Annotated in this window: 8 protein-coding genes and 1 pseudogene; 4 read left to right on the top strand and 5 right to left on the bottom strand. The window is 44.4% G+C overall.

The window, feature by feature from the left end; all coding sequences use genetic code 11:
* Window positions 1-27: 27 nt before the first annotated feature.
* From DW096_RS11620 to DW096_RS11610, 3 genes and pseudogenes are all read left to right on the top strand, one after another.
* Complete coding sequence (locus tag DW096_RS11620; protein WP_005834430.1) at window positions 28-2112, top strand: M3 family metallopeptidase; 2085 nt, start codon at window positions 28-30, stop codon at window positions 2110-2112.
* Between the two features lie 83 nt (window positions 2113-2195).
* The gene (gene secDF, locus DW096_RS11615; protein ID WP_118931110.1) at window positions 2196-5195 is read left to right on the top strand and encodes a protein translocase subunit SecDF; all 3000 of its coding nucleotides are present in this window, start codon (window positions 2196-2198) and stop codon (window positions 5193-5195) included.
* Window positions 5196-5307: 112 nt separating this feature from the next.
* Window positions 5308-5488 (top strand): annotated as a pseudogene (locus DW096_RS11610) (DDE transposase); the annotation flags it as partial.
* 166 nt (window positions 5489-5654) lie between these two features.
* On the opposite strand, the gene DW096_RS11605 reads toward DW096_RS11610, so the two are convergent.
* Genes DW096_RS11605 through DW096_RS11590 form a run of 4 tightly spaced genes read right to left on the bottom strand, consistent with a single transcriptional unit; the run spans window position 5655 to window position 12589 of the window.
* On the bottom strand, window positions 5655-6917 hold the full coding sequence (locus DW096_RS11605; RefSeq protein ID WP_070101230.1) for a TolC family protein: 1263 nt from the start codon (window positions 6915-6917) through the stop codon (window positions 5655-5657).
* Window positions 6918-6957: 40 nt separating this feature from the next.
* Window positions 6958-8376 (bottom strand): DUF1593 domain-containing protein, encoded by a 1419-nt coding sequence (locus tag DW096_RS11600; RefSeq protein ID WP_057256547.1) that lies wholly within the window; start codon window positions 8374-8376, stop codon window positions 6958-6960.
* The gene (locus tag DW096_RS11595; RefSeq protein ID WP_057256548.1) at window positions 8373-11528 is read right to left on the bottom strand and encodes an efflux RND transporter permease subunit; all 3156 of its coding nucleotides are present in this window, start codon (window positions 11526-11528) and stop codon (window positions 8373-8375) included. Before DW096_RS11595 ends, DW096_RS11600 begins: the two co-directional genes overlap by 4 nt.
* Complete coding sequence (locus DW096_RS11590; protein WP_158589298.1) at window positions 11528-12589, bottom strand: efflux RND transporter periplasmic adaptor subunit; 1062 nt, start codon at window positions 12587-12589, stop codon at window positions 11528-11530. Before DW096_RS11590 ends, DW096_RS11595 begins: the two co-directional genes overlap by 1 nt.
* 148 nt (window positions 12590-12737) lie before the next feature.
* On the opposite strand from DW096_RS11590, the gene DW096_RS11585 reads away from it, so the two are divergent.
* Window positions 12738-13619, top strand: a complete 882-nt coding sequence (locus DW096_RS11585; protein ID WP_005830672.1) for an AraC family transcriptional regulator — start codon at window positions 12738-12740, stop codon at window positions 13617-13619.
* Window positions 13620-13637: 18 nt separating this feature from the next.
* Here DW096_RS11585 and DW096_RS11580 read toward each other — a convergent pair whose 3' ends face one another.
* The gene (locus tag DW096_RS11580; RefSeq protein ID WP_057256550.1) at window positions 13638-15350 is read right to left on the bottom strand and encodes a DUF6377 domain-containing protein; all 1713 of its coding nucleotides are present in this window, start codon (window positions 15348-15350) and stop codon (window positions 13638-13640) included.
* Window positions 15351-16113: the final 763 nt, after the last annotated feature.

The following is a 16113-nucleotide window of genomic DNA, read 5'->3' as shown; positions in this document are numbered from 1 at the left end:
ACTTAACCATTTAATACTTAGAAAACAATGTTCAAGAAATGTATTCTAATTTTAGCAGTAAGTTGTATGATGTACTCCTGTGCCACCCAGACGGAAAGCAATCCGTTCCTTACCGAGTTTCAAACACCCAATGGCGTGCCTCCATTCGATAAAATCAAGTTGGAGCACTATGAACCCGCATTCCAGAAAGGCATGGAAGAGCAAAATGCCAACATCCAAGCCATCATTGACAATACGGAAGCCCCTACTTTCGAAAATGTCATTGTTGCCCTTGACAACAGCTCTCCCACCCTGGACCGTGTAGGTGGTGTATTTTTCAACCTGACGGAGGCCGAAACTACCGATGAACTGACAGCCCTTTCCATGAAACTGGCTCCGACATTGGCCGAACACGAAGACAACATCTCCCTCAACCAGGAGCTTTTCAAGAAAGTGGATGCTGTCTACAGCCAGAAAGATGCTCTCGGCCTGACCCGCGAACAACAAAGGCTGCTGGAAAAAACCCATAAGAAATTTATCCGTTCCGGCGCCAATCTTCCGGCCGACAAACAAGCCCGTCTGCGTGAGATCAACAAGCAGCTTTCCACACTCGGAATCACGTTCAGCAACAACATCCTGAACGAAAACAACGACTTCAAGCTTTATGTAGGAAAAGAGGAAGACCTCGCCGGACTTCCCCAATGGTTCCGCGAAAGCGCCATGGCTGAAGCCCGTGCCACCGGACAGGAAGGCAAATGGCTGTTTACCCTCCATAATGCAAGCCGCCTGCCTTTCCTTCAATACTCTGCTAACCGGCCGCTACGCGAACAGATGTACAAGGCCTACATCAACCGCGGCAATAACAATGACAAGAACGACAACAAGAAAATCATTACCGACATCGTACGCCTGAGACTTGAAAAGGCGCAACTGCTGGGTTTCGACTGTTACTCCAACTTTGTATTGGACAATACAATGGCAAAGAATTCCACCGCCGTGATGGACTTCCTCAACAACTTGTGGAGTTATGCACTCCCCAAAGCAAAAGCCGAAGCAGCCGAACTGCAAAAGCTGATGGACAAGGAAGGCAAAGGAGAGAAACTGGAAGCATGGGATTGGTGGTACTACACCGAAAAACTCCGTAAGGAGAAATATAACCTCGAAGAAGAAGAGATTAAGCCCTACTTCAAACTGGAAAACGTACGTGAAGGCGCCTTTGCCGTTGCCAATAAGCTCTATGGCATCACGCTGACAAAGCTCGAAGGTATCCCCGTCTATCATCCCGATGTAGAAGTGTTTGAAGTGAAAGCCGCAGACGGCTCACAAGTAGGTATCTTCTATGTAGATTACTTCCCCCGTCCCGGCAAAAGCGGTGGTGCCTGGATGAGCAATTACCGCGAACAACAAGGCAGCATACGTCCATTGGTATGCAACGTATGCAGCTTCACCAAGCCCGTAGGCGACACTCCTTCCCTGCTGACTATCGACGAAGTGGAAACTTTGTTCCATGAATTCGGCCATGCCCTGCACGGATTATTGACCCAATGCCAGTATAAAGGTACTTCAGGCACCAATGTCGTACGCGACTTCGTGGAACTCCCCTCTCAAATCAACGAGCATTGGGCTACCGAACCCGAAGTGTTGAAAATGTATGCCAAGCATTACAAGACCGGCGAAGTCATTCCCGACAGCCTGATTGAAAAGATACTGAACCAGAAAACATTCAACCAGGGTTTCATGACTACCGAATTGCTGGCCGCCGCCATCCTCGACATGAACCTGCATAACCTGACTGATACCGAAGGTCTTGATGTCGTTGCATACGAAAAAGAAGCGATGGACCAACTGGGGCTGATTCCGGAAATAGCTCCCCGCTACCGTACCACATACTTCAACCACATCATCGGCGGTTATGCTGCAGGCTACTACAGCTATCTCTGGGCCAATGTTCTGGACAACGATGCCTTCGAAGCTTTCAAGGAACACGGTATCTTCGACAAGCAGACAGCCGACCTCTTCCGCCAGAATGTTCTGGAAAAAGGAGACAGCGAAGACCCGATGACTCTCTATAAAAACTTCAGAGGAACTGAGCCTCAATTAGACCCGATGTTAAAAAATCGCGGTATGAAGTAAGATTTGTGAAAAAAAAGCTATATTTGCAGCCTTGTATGCAACAGAATTTAATTAAAAAGTAATCATAATAAACTAAAAGTAACATGCAAAACAAAGGATTTGTAAGGGTTTTTGCGATATTGCTCACACTGGTGTGTGTGTTCTATCTCTCCTTCTCTTTTGTAACTCGCCATTACACAAATAAGGCCAAAGAGTTTGCAAAAGGCGATGTGAAAGTAGAGCAGGACTACCTCGATTCTCTGGCTAATGAGAAAGTGTATTTCGGCAATTGGACGCTGAAACAATGTCGTGAGATGGAAGTCAGTTTAGGTTTGGACTTGAAGGGTGGTATGAACGTCATCCTTGAAGTTTCCGTACCCGATGTCATCAAAGTATTGGCTGACAACAAGACTGACGAAGCATTCAACCAAGCATTGGCCACTGCCGCCAAGCAAGCTACCACAAGCCAGGATGACGTGATCACCCTATTCGTCAGAGAGTATCACAAGCTTGCTCCGGGTGCTCCTCTTTCACAACTGTTCGCAACCCAACAATTAAAAGACAAGGTAACTCAGAAATCTACCGACGCGGAAGTTGAGAAAGTATTGCGCGAAGAAGTAAAGGCAGCTGTTGACAACTCCTACAATGTACTTCGTACCCGTATCGACCGTTTCGGTGTAGTTCAGCCCAATATCCAGAGTCTGGAAGACAAAATGGGCCGTATCATGGTAGAACTTCCGGGTATCAAAGAACCTGAACGTGTAAGAAAATTATTACAAGGTTCCGCCAATCTGGAATTCTGGGAAACATACACAGCAAAAGACGTTACTCCCTATCTGCAAGCTGCCGACACCAAGTTGCGTGCCATCGTTGCAAGCGAAACTCCGGCAGAAGAGGCAGACAGCGCAGCTACCGAAGCTCCTGCCGTAGCCCAAGCTACCAGCACAGCCGACAGTCTTGCCGCTGCTTTAAAGGGTGAAAACAAGACACAAACCGCTGACCTTGCACAAATAAAGAAAGAACACCCGCTGTTCGCAATCTTGCAAGTCAACCCCAGCGGACAAGGTCCTGTTGTAGCCTATGCCAACTACAAGGATACAGCTGAAATCAACAGATACCTTTCCATGCCGGAAGTTCAAGCCGAAATGCCGAAAGACTTGCGTCTGAAATGGGGAGTATCTCCTTATGAATATGATCCGAAAGCTCAGACTTTCGAACTTTATGCCATCCGTTCTACAGAACGTAACGGCAAGGCGCCTCTGGAAGGTGATGTAGTGGTTAGCGCCAAAGACGAATACGACCATTACGGTAAACCTGCCGTAAGTATGTCCATGAACACTGACGGTGCACGCCGTTGGGCTCAGCTCACCAAGCAGAATATCGGCAAGAGCATCGCTATCGTGCTGGACGGTTACGTTTACTCCGCACCGAACGTAAACAATGAAATCACTGGTGGTAACTCACAGATTACCGGTCACTTTACTCCGGAACAAGCAAAAGACTTGGCAAACGTATTGAGATCAGGTAAGATGCCGGCTCCCGCACATATCGTACAAGAAGACATCGTTGGTCCTTCACTGGGACAAGCTTCCATCAATGCCGGTATCATGTCATTCATCGTAGCATTGATTCTGCTGATGGTTTACATGTGCTCCATGTACGGATTCATTCCGGGTATGGTGGCCAACGGCGCTCTGGTGCTGAACTTGTTCTTCACGTTGGGTATCCTTTCTTCTTTCCAGGCAGCATTGACGATGTCCGGTATTGCCGGTATGGTGTTGGCGCTGGGTATGGCTGTGGATGCCAACGTATTGATTTACGAGCGTACCAAAGAAGAACTCCGTGCAGGCAAGGGTGTGAAGAAAGCATTGGCTGACGGTTACTCCAACGCCTTCTCTGCTATCTTCGACTCCAACTTGACGTCTATCATCACCGGTATCATCCTGTTCAACTTCGGTACAGGTCCTATCCGCGGTTTTGCCACTACACTGATTATCGGTATCTTGATTTCGTTCTTTACTGCCGTGTTCATGACACGTCTGTTCTATGATTATTTCATGGGCAAAGACAAATTGCTGAACCTGACATTCTCTTCCAAGATTTCCAAGAACCTAATGGCGAACGTACACTTCGACTTCATGGGCAGAAACAAGCTGTGGTTGACCATCACCGGAGCTGCCGTAGTTGTATGCATCGCTTTCCTCGCTACCCGTGGACTGAGCCAGAGCATCGACTTCACCGGTGGACGTAACTTCAAGGTACAGTTTGAGAACAAAGTGGAACCGGAACAGATTCGTGAACTTATCTCCAGCAAGTTCGGCGATGCCAATGTCAGCGTTATCGCTATCGGTACAGACGGCAAGACTGTACGTATCAGCACGAACTACCGCATTGAAGAAGAAGGTAACAACATCGACTCTGAAATCGAAGCATATCTGTATGAGACTCTGAAGCCGGTATTGACTCAGAACATCACTTTGGAAACCTTCATCGACCGCGAAAACCATACGGGCGGAAGTATCATCAGTTCCCAGAAGGTAGGTCCGAGTATCGCAGACGACATCAAGGTTTCAGCCATCTGGTCTGTTGTACTTGCATTGATTGCCATCGGTATCTATATCCTGATCCGTTTCCGCAATATTGCATACAGTATCGGTTCAGTAGCCGCACTGGCGTGTGACACCACCATCATCCTGGGTGCCTACTCCATCTGTTGGGGCTGGATGCCGTTCTCTCTGGAAATCGACCAGACCTTTATCGGCGCCATCCTGACAGCTATCGGTTACTCTATCAACGACAAGGTGGTAATCTTCGACCGTGTACGTGAATTCTTCGGTCTCTATCCGAAGCGTGACAAGTTCCAGTTGTTCAATGACTCATTGAATACAACTTTGGCACGCACCATCAATACTTCACTGAGTACCTTGATTGTATTGCTGTGTATCTTCATCCTCGGTGGTGACTCTATCCGCAGCTTCGCATTCGCCATGATTCTGGGTGTTGTATTCGGTACAATGTCTTCTCTGTTCGTTGCATCTCCTATCGCATATCTGCTGATGAAGAACAAGAAAGGTACCGAGCCAGTTGTAGAAGTAGCCAAATAAGAATTTAGACAAAAAACTATAAACTAAAAAAGGAGGAAATCCGAAATGGATTTCCTCCTTTTTTGTAGTCTCGCCGGAGAACAGAACGGAAAGGAGAATGATGATTCTTACCACATGCTATGAAAGTCATATGCGTTTTCCTACGGACATGAAGCTCCTTTGGGAGAGCATCGAATAGGCTCTACCGGCACATCTGCATGCATTGCAGGAAGCTCGGCATAAGGCTTCCCCGTAACAAATATACGGATGTTGCGGCATTTTATCTGTCCTATTACAAGAAAAGAAAGAGGAAGCGGACTGTAAAACTATCCGCTGCCACGGTTTTATACTTTCAATTCGAAAGAAGAGCGGGAACAGATTCTCTACAGGAACTTTGTGGAGGTTGGGCTGGAGGCGAAAGCGATGATTGGGGATGTACTTAATAAGAAGGGGGCATCTAAGGTTTTCTGTCATTAAAAATCACTCCAACTGTCCAATCGCCCTAAGGTATTCTATTTCTCGTATTTTGTAATTTGTACGGGCTTCAATATTGTTGCTGTAAGCCTCCTGCCATTGTGTCTGCGCTTCCATAACATCAAGGATCGTGGCCATTCCCATTTCATAATTGTTTTGGGTCTGAGAAAGATTATGTTCTGATTCTTCAAGGCCATGCTCTGCTGTACGAATAAGTAGCAATGCACTTTCATAAGCGGATTTGGATTGCTGTGCTTCTATATCCATCAATGAACGATTTTTGTTGAGTTCCACTGTGCTGATTTCGTGTGCCAGTCGTGCGCTCCTTATTTTTTTACGTCCTTCCCCGAAATTGAATATAGGAATGCTTATACTGGCCATTACCATCGGTATTTTCATATCGAGAGATGAACCGGCTAATTTCATGCCCCCCATATATTGATAACCAGCACTAATCCCCACTGTAGGGAAAAAATCGGCACGGGTATTTTTTATCTCCAAATCCTTCAATTCCACTTGCATTTCCTGTATACGGTATTCCGGGCGATTGACAATATCGTGTGATAATTGATTGTTGTAGTTTTGAGTTAAAATAAGTGTGTCGGTGGCAATTATTTGAGCATCCAACTCCAGTCCGATCAGATGGCACAGGGACATACGAGTCAGTTCCCGTCCGCTTTCCGCCCGTTGGAGTTCGTATGTCACATTGCTTCGTCGGGTGCGTACTTTATGCAAATCCTGAGCAGTAGCCATTTTGAGTTCAAAAAAACTGCTGACCTGCTGATGCAACGAATCCAACAATTGAGTATATTGTGTAAGCAGTTTTACCTTTTCCGCTACCGAAACATACATCCAATACGTCTGCTCCACCTCTACCAGGGTATTGATTCGGGTAAGCCTTTTGTTTTCTTCCGAGATTGCTACGCCGGTTTTTGCCATTTTGTTTGCGTTGACAATTTTCCCTCCTGCATATACAGGCTGTTGCAGGGTAATACCTGCCATATACATACCTTTCATACTCATTTCCATACCCACCATACCCATATCGATGTTTTCGAAAATATAGGCATAGGTTGCCGATCCTGATATTTTCGGGAAATAGGCTGTTTTTGCTGCTTGTCGATCTGATACCGCCTTGCCTACCTTGCGGGATGATATTTTTATATCGTCGCTGTTCTCAAGTGCCATTCTCCGGCAATCTTCGATTGATAAACGGGTTTGGGCTTGTACAGCATTGATGCCCAACCATAAAAAGATGGCAGGAATCATAAGTATCGTTTTTCTTAACATGACATTTTCTTATTGGTTCTTATTTATCTGTGGGGAAGATAGTAACAATAACGCGGGCGAAGGTGGTCAACGCCGGAATCCCCGTATCGGTCACTTCAAGGATGAGGTGCAGGGTTTCGGGTTTGTCGACTTTGGGAGCAACAAAGGTAGATTTGCCTGAGTCAACGGCGACAATGTCGATATAGCCATTGTATGTTCCTGCTTCTTTATATTGCCACCAGTAAGCGTTATATTTGGGATAACGTTGCGGAGCTATTTCGACAAAACTTTCTTTATTAAAGCCGAGCTGCTCATAAAGGGCAGAGTATTTCGCCCAGATTCCGTCAATATCGAGGGAATCTGGTTCTGTGATATCGGCATTTAGGGTTACGGTTTCACCGGATTTCACTGTTTTTTCCAGCCCGCCGGGTATGGCGATTACCGGTTTGTGGTTAGCATCTTCATATTTGCCAGCTACACACCACCGGAGTCTGGATTCAAAATCACGGTTGGCTACTTCTACCCACCGCAGGTAACTACCACGGTCTACATCACGATATACGTTTTTTAGTCCTTCTATTTTATAGAACTGTCCGCCCCAACCACCGTAAGTAGGGTCTTCATAACCACGTAATCCGCTACCAAGCGTATAAAGGAACGCAGGTGAATCGCCTTCGCTGATGTAATCCTGTGGATAAAGGGCTGCCAATGGACCGTGACCGTTGTGCAGATAGTTTTTGGCAAAACCGTCGGTATAACGTTGGCTACCGTAATCCCAAGTTCCACTAAAGTAGTAAGACACCAGCAGAGTGACGTCGGGGTGGTAAGTTTCAATGTAGTTTCCAGCGCCATCCTGATACCAGATGTTATACATAACTGCTTTCTTCACAGCACGCTCATACTCGGAAGGGTATTGGGTTTTTAACTTTTGGAAAGCTTTGGCTGCGGTGTTACCACCTCCCCAAGCCTGTATATAGACTTTGCGAGGATCGTTTTCCAAAAGAGTTTCAACAATCTTATCGGAACCGGGTGTATCAGCCCAATGCGTGGGGTCTATCATGGATTCAGTTCCGGGTACACGACGGATGACATCTGTATCGACCACAATATGTGTTGAATCTTGGTCACCAAGGAAGAGTTTGCTTCTTAGTTCGTTGGCAGTAGGATAAGCAGGATCGTGTACGATGAGGTTGGGATATACCTGTTCGTAAGCATCAAGTTGCTTTTCTATCCATCCGGCATTACTCCATCCACCCCGTTGAAAAATGGAATTGGTTTGGATAATAGCTACAACTTCCATATCGTTAGCATGGAGCAGGAAGCGGATCATAGAACATTGGTCATCTATCTCTCCGTCAGTCATTGCAATGACACGAGGCTTTTCTGACATTTGAGCATTGGTGTTCACTCCCAAAAGCATAAGTGCCAGAGTTACAAGGATGATTGTTTTCTTTTTCATTCGTAAATATTTATTAGCGAAGTTTTTTTAATTTTGAAAAATAATGAATAAAAAATAGGCAGCAGAATCAGCGTAATTATGGTGCCTGCTGTCAAACCGGCAACTACCACAACTGCCAGACTGGAATACATAGGGTCGAACAGAAGCGGGAGCATGCCAAGTATGGTCGTGGCCGAAGCCATTATTACCGGACGGGTACGATTTACTGTCGAATTAATGACCGCATCATAGGGAACCATTCCTTCTTTTGTAAGGCGCGTAATCTCGTCTACCAATACGATAGAGTTCTTAATCAGCATTCCCATCAATCCCATCGCTCCGATTATACCCATAAATGTGAATGGTGTACCTGTTACAAGCAAAAGGGGGGTGATTCCTATGAATGCGAAAGGCAGACACAGAATAACCAGCAGAACCTTGCGCATATCATTGAACAACCATACAAGAATCAGCACAATCAACACAAGGGCTATCGGCACGAATCCGAAAATATTTTCAAATGCGCTGTTCTGTAATTTCTGTTCTCCTAACCATTTGAGTGAATACCCGGCAGGGAGTTCTATTTGTTCAAACCGATCCTGGATTTCCGACAGTATCTCGCCGGGAGCTTCGCCGGCAAGAGGGTCACACTGTACTTTTATCGCCCGTTTACCGTCGTAACGCGCCACGCTTGTTTCTTCCCACTTAACGCGTTCGTTATTCGTTATCTGACTTAAAGGGATTGTGCGGAACATATTGTCAGTTATATCGTCGGGTGTCGCCGTACCCTGCAATACTCTACCTATATTTACTTCTTCAAGGCTGGTATTTGGAATCATCCCCCATACCGGTATGTCATTCTGGTCTGTAATGCGACTGTCATCCGAATTTTGGACTTTCAGATTAATAATAACCGATTTGTCATTTTCGTAAATAAGACCTACGGGCAAGCCTTCTGCTGAAGCCAATAAAGCGTTCGCAATATCGCTGCGGTTCATTCCGCTACGTTTGGCAGATTGCTCGGAATAATCCCTATATATGGATTTTCCCTGAGGTTGCCAGTTGTCGGTAACCGAATAAGCATCCACTATTGCACAATCGCGCATAATTTCTTTGCCTTGCCCGGCCAGCTCTCTTAATATCTGCGGATCGGGACCGGAGAATATGGCCTCAACCGTGTGGCTCGTACTGACTGCGAAGTTGTATTTCCGTACCCGAACATACGCATCGGGATATTCTTCCCGCAGTCGTGTCTGAATTTCCGGAAGAAGTCTGTATGCATCGCGGTAATCCTCGAAGTCGATAATCAATTCTCCGTAATTGTCGCCCACCGCATTGATGGAACGCACAAGGCAATATCGGGTGGGGGTTTGTGCCTGACTTGCCGTTATCTTGTTTATCTCGTCATAGTCCGAGAGTTTTTCCGATATTTCCAGCAAATCATGTTTTACCCTGTCAGGGTGCGTTTGCGGTGGCAGGGTATATTCTACATATAACTGGTTATAATCGAAGTCGGGGAAGAATATCGACTTAACCGAAAAGAATCCAACGAAAGCCAGAACCAAACATCCGAAACTTACCAAAAAAGTTGATATTTTATGGTTCATAAAAAAATGAAGCGCCTTTCGGATAACCTTATGAAGGGGTGTGTTGAGTTGATCTTTTATCTTCTCTGGGTTTTTACCGCCGTTTGCACGTGCCGATAAGAATAGTTTTGCAAAGACAGGTATCTGTGTCATGGCAAGCACCCAACTTACCAACAATGATATGGCCAGCACAAAAAACAGATCACGTGCATATTCTCCAGCGGTATCGTTGGATAATCCGACAGGAAGGAAAGTCATTATGGCGATTAAAGTTGCACCCATTAAAGGCCACGCTGTGTTTTCCGCTGTCCGGAACAATGCTTTCTTTGGCGGCAGACCATTTCCCCTGTCTACAAGTATACCGTCGAGAACCACAACCGCGTTATCAACCAGCATACCCATTGCCACAATGAATGCCCCCAATGATATGCGTTGTAATGTTCCTCCTGTCATCAGTAATACGGGAAAAGTCATCAATACGGTCAAAATCAGTCCTGCACCGATAATTAGCCCACCTCTGATGCCCATTGTAAGAATCAGTACAAGCACTACGATGACTACCGATATTACGAGGTTCCAGTTGAAAGAGCCTATTGCGTTCGATACCCTATCCGGTTGGAAATATATCTTTTCATACTCAAATCCGGCAGGCAACCGCTCTTGGAGCTCCGTCATTCGCGCCTCGACCAGCTTACCTACATCCGTAACCACAACGCCCGGCTCCATCGAAACGCAAAGAGCGATTGCCGGATGGCCGTTCACCCAAAAGCCCCTGGTCTGCGGATCGGCATACTCCTTTGCGACTTCGGCAATATCGCCTAACTTTACCTGCCCGCCGGAAGGCGTTTGCATAATAAGGTCTTTCACATCTTCAGCGCTCCTTAGTTTGCCACCGACCTCATTACGCAGCAATTGACCATCCGAATAGTAATGCCCGGCATTGACTGGCTGATTGCGGGCATCGATAGTAGTCATAATTTGCACAGGGTAGATGCTGTTGCGTGCAATCATTTCTTTGGGGAGCTTTATATTTACATTTTCATTCCTTGTGCCAAAGAATGAAATCCGCCTTACTCCTTTCAATTCAAGGAGTTCACGTTTAATAAGCCCGGCATATTCTTCCATTTCCGCAAGCGTATAGCCTTCGGCGGAAAGGGCATAGAACATTCCGTAGATATCACTTACATCGTCTACCACCACTGGAGGATAAGCCCCTGACGGCAACCGTTGCGCGGCTGACTCCACCTTTCTACGAAGAATATCCCAACGTTGTTCGAGACCCTCGACCGGAACAGCCATGTCGATATTGATAGTGATAGTTGACATATTTTCCGAAGAGACCGATTCCATATCGGAAATATTACTGAGTGTCCGTAGTTCATCTTCGAGTACCGATGTAACTTCGAGTTCGACTTCGTGTGCAGAAGCCCCCGGATAGTAAGTTACCACCATTGCTTGCTTGACAGACAATTCAGGGTCTTCCAGTTTCGGCATAATAATGTAGGCGTATATACCGCTGAATACGATCATTACCACGCACGTCCAGAAGAACGTGGCGTTTCTGAAGAAAAAATCAGTCAGTTTCATTATAGTATCCCTCCTACATTTGTTTTGGCGGGTTGTGCGATTACCCGTACTATATCACCTTCATCGAGGGCGCTCAACCCCGATTCGACAATATTGTCTGTTTCGTTCAGACCAGACAGGATGATGATTCGCCCTTTGCTGTCGAGACCGGATATCTCCACGGGTTTTAACTTCACTTCGGAACGGTCATTCACGACCCATACATAACTTTTACCGTTCTGCATAAATACAGATCTGGGCCAAAGGGTATAACCACCTGAATGTTCTCCATTGCGAATTTCCACCGTTACCTCTACATTCATTCCTATCGAAAGAGCGTTCTTCGCATCTGTTTCGGGAAACAGGCGCATCCTGTATAACTGATTGCTGTTAGATTTGGGATTTATCGAGGCTAATTTCAAAGAGAAGTTATTATCTGCCAATAACCGGGAATGACATGAATAACTTATAAAGTTATCTTTTTGCAGGTAAACAGATGCAGGGAGTTCGCTCTCTATTTCTATGTTATTTACATCGACCAATGTAACAACGGCTGTTCCCGTATTGACCATTTCTGCTTTTTCAAAATGAACAGCCTGGATATAGCCCGATATAGGAGAATGAAGTTGGGTGTAGTTGACGGTGTTCCGGTTCGATTCCAGTTGTGCTTTCAACTGCTCCAATCCGGCTACGGCTTTTTCATAATCATTGTCGGTTATATTATTTCGACGGTGTAGTTCTTCCAGTCTTGTCATTTCCGTACTCAACTGTCGGTACTGGCTTTCGGTAGCTGCCAGTTGCAGTTGATAATCCGTATCGTCCAACCTGGCAATGAGCTGTCCTTCACGGATATAGTCACCCTCATCAACGCACAATTGCTTGATTTGTCCGGCTGTTTTAAAACCGAGTTCAATCTGCTGCGCTGCTTTGACCACTCCGGGGAACGACCGGAATGTATTTCCTGCGATAGGCTCGGCATGTACGATATGCACGTTTTTTACAATCGGTTTTTCTTTGACGCCATGGTTCCCACAAGAACAGAGTAGCGCAAAACAAAGGAGAGACAAGCTGAATAGTTTCATTGTTATTACTGTTATTATTATTTTTGTGTAAAGGTGAAGAATTCTCACATGCCATTTAGGCATTATAGTCGTCATTATTGACCAAAAAGTCGGAATCGAGTCATACAAAAGAAAAAATGATTATTTTTGTTGACCAAATTAGACGTTCATGAAAGACAAAGCACAGAATATTGGTTTACGAATGGTGCAGGAGTTCGCCTCTACAGAAGCGTTATCAGACAAGTTCCTTATTTTTGATAACTATACGTCTCCGATGGAACATCTGGGAACTTTTGCCATTACCGGACACCCTGTCAAATTAGATAGCCTCTTAATTGTAATATGCTCGGAGGGGTATGCCCGGTTAATAGTCGGTTTTGAAGAGATTACAGTGCTGGAAAACCACTTTTTGATAGTGATGGAAGGCAAACCTTTCGAGGTGTTGGAATTAAGCAAGAACTTCAAGGCAGAATTGATGTGCTTAAAAGAAAGCCTCTTCGAGTTGCAGGGAAGTCATATACTAAGATTCCTCCACTTAATCAGAGAAAATCCCTGTCAACCGGTATTGGCTTCCAAAAAGCAGGAGTTTGAAGTCCTATTGAAATGTTTGAAACAAACGATGACAGATACCGGAAATATATTTCGTCAACAGATCATTCAATACTATTTATATATCTTGGCTTGTAATATCTTTAATTTGCTTTTAACCAACTACGCTCCGGCAGTTTTATCCCGAAGCGAATCCATTTTTCAGGAGTTCATAAAGAATGTAGAAAAATACTTTCGCAAGGAAAGGAGTGTCGGTTTTTATGCAGACAAGCTGAATCTGACCCCGAAATATCTTTCTACTGTGATTCAACAACAAACGGGAAAACATGCAACGGATTGGATTGACAAATATACTATTTTAGAAGCCAAGACCTTGCTTAAATCGTCCACTCTCTCCATCCAACAAATAGCCTATGACTTGAATTTCTCGACTCAATCCCATTTTGGTCGATATTTCAGAAATCATACAGGAATGTCGCCAAAGCTATACAGAAATTCGTAAGTAGACGCTGCTTCCTTTCTATTTTCCCAGCTTGCGCACTTGGTCATTGAAGGTTTCACGGTCAATAGCCTTCTGACGGATGTACACCCGTTTGTTATAGACCGTCTGGGTTGACCAGTGGAAGAAATCTGCAATTTTGCTGGAATCCGTAACGCCGAGATGCATTAGTGCGAATATGCGCAATTCCGTGTTTAGCCGCCCCTCTTCCTTGGGGATGATACGGTATTCGGGTTGAAGTAAAGAGTTGAAGTCGCTCACGAAAGAAGGATAGACATGTAAGAAAATAGCATCGAAAGTCCGATAAAACTCCTTTAATTCAGATTCTATCATGATGGGAGAATCCGTAAATTTCAGTAGGTCTTTATACTGCTGGGTTTTCACCTTGTTGTTGATGTTTTTTCGGTATTGGTCAAGCTTACTGATGTAGTCAGAACAGAGGGTGAGCACAAATCCTATATATTCTTCTTTGATGATATTCTGGTCATAGAGTTTTTCATTGGCTTCTTTCAGCAGGTTGTTGGTTTCTGTAATCTGCTGGTGAAGTACGGTAATTTCATGCAGGCTGTTCTTCAACCGTTCATTGGCCGACTCCAACTCTGTATTCGAAGCAGAAAGCAGTCCATTCAGATTCTTCAGTTCTATCCGTTGCCGGCTACGGTGTTTCAAAATTCTGTACGTATATATCAGAGTAAGGGTGAGCAGGCAAGAAACGAATCCGATAACCCATAGCGACCAGCTTAACTGTCTGTTTTTAGCTTTCTTAATTTGCAGACTTGTCTTCTGTATGGCATCAAATGTAGAGAGACAAGAAACCATACGGACCCGATTGTTCATGATATGGGCCATTTCCAGACATAGGGAGATATATTTGTAAGCGCGCTCATTATCCCCTTTTTCATTGAGTAGCGTAGCCAAGTCATGCAATGTAACGTTATCGTTGTTGGCCAGTGTCATATCCATGATGGCGGCTTCTGCCAAACACTCCAGCCTCAGATCCGGTTGATTGTTGTCCCGATATAGTGTGGATAGTATATATAGCAATTTGCTGTTAGCGATGCTGATTGTCTTTGATGTTTCCAAATATACTTTTATTGCAACGATGGAACCGGAATAGTTCCCGGCTCGTAAGTCTTTTAATCCTTTATAAAGAATGTAATAGGGATTTTCATGAGGTAGTACATTCAAGGTAGAATCTATATAAAAGTGTTCTCTCTCGTAATAATAATCTCGCTTATCGCTACCACCGTCTGTATATTCGGCAAATCGGGAGTAGAGCAGAGACATCTGTCCCAAATATTCTATAAGCATACCTCCTGTTAGTTTGTCGTGGTCTATTTGTCGCATCTCTTCAACAGATTCATGCAGTTGTCCAATAATGGCATAAATATATGACCTCTGTATACGACATAGGTTCATCATGTTGTCATCACCCGTCTGTTGGGCAATGACAATATTGGCATTGACATATACGAGTGCCGAATCTATATTGAAATATTGATATTCCTGAAACAAACGTTTGTTGTGTTCATAGCGCGCCTGTAGCGTATTGGGCATAGGTTTACTAGCTATCCGGTTGATAGCCGATTGGCGCTGTTCGATGACTTGAGGGTAGTTCTCTATCAGTGAATCCAGTGTGTTCAACAGGTTTGCAGCCTTGTCGCTATAGAATGCTGCTTTACCTTGTAGGCTACATAGGAAAAGTAACAAAAAGGTTCTGGCAACTGTTTTCATACTTATATTCTTATTTTGCCCTAAAGATACTAAGATATTTGGAAACACTACAATTTTCATTATCCTATGACGTAAAAAGCAGAATTTTTCACTACACTTTTTCATCCGGATAAGGAAATTAGCCTCATCAAATCGTCTATAAAATCTACTTTTTTATCGTCCAATGCAAAGCATAAATCATTGATTATAAAATAAATATACTGAATTAGAATCTACCGTCACCAGCTACCCGCAGTTAGGTCATCTATATTAATATCGTAATTTAGCAGCAGAAACGGAAATTCATTAGAGGAAATTACAATGAATAAGGCAAGAGTTTCGGATTTAGAATCAGAAGTTAGGATTGAAACCTCTTTGCATGGTGAAAAGGGAAAATCACCCATCTTCCGTGCCTATGCAGAGTGTATCTCGTGTCTGCGCAAAGTGTCTTTTGTGCCTATGAAATCTTAGAATAAAGGATTTGTTCGCAAAAATAAAGCCTTTGTTTCTATAACTAAAGCCTTTATTCATAGAAATAAATCCTTTATTCTAAGATTGCGTCGCATCGAAACGGACTTTGCACCCCATATCGTTTATGTTTGCGTAGGGAGCAGGTTGCAAAGTGTCATCCGAAGCTTTGTGGGCACAGTTGCAGAAGTGTGGTAAGAATGAACATACGGTGTCGCAGAAGATAATGGGTATCATAATTCACATATCTATTACAAACTAATAAACCTAAATCCGAAACTTGAGATAAGGTAACTTTATACTAATTACTAATACT

It is taken from the genome of Bacteroides sp. AM07-18, from assembly GCF_003602695.1.
Classification (GTDB): domain Bacteria; phylum Bacteroidota; class Bacteroidia; order Bacteroidales; family Bacteroidaceae; genus Bacteroides; species Bacteroides uniformis.
This window is presented reverse-complemented; position numbering and strand designations above follow the sequence as displayed.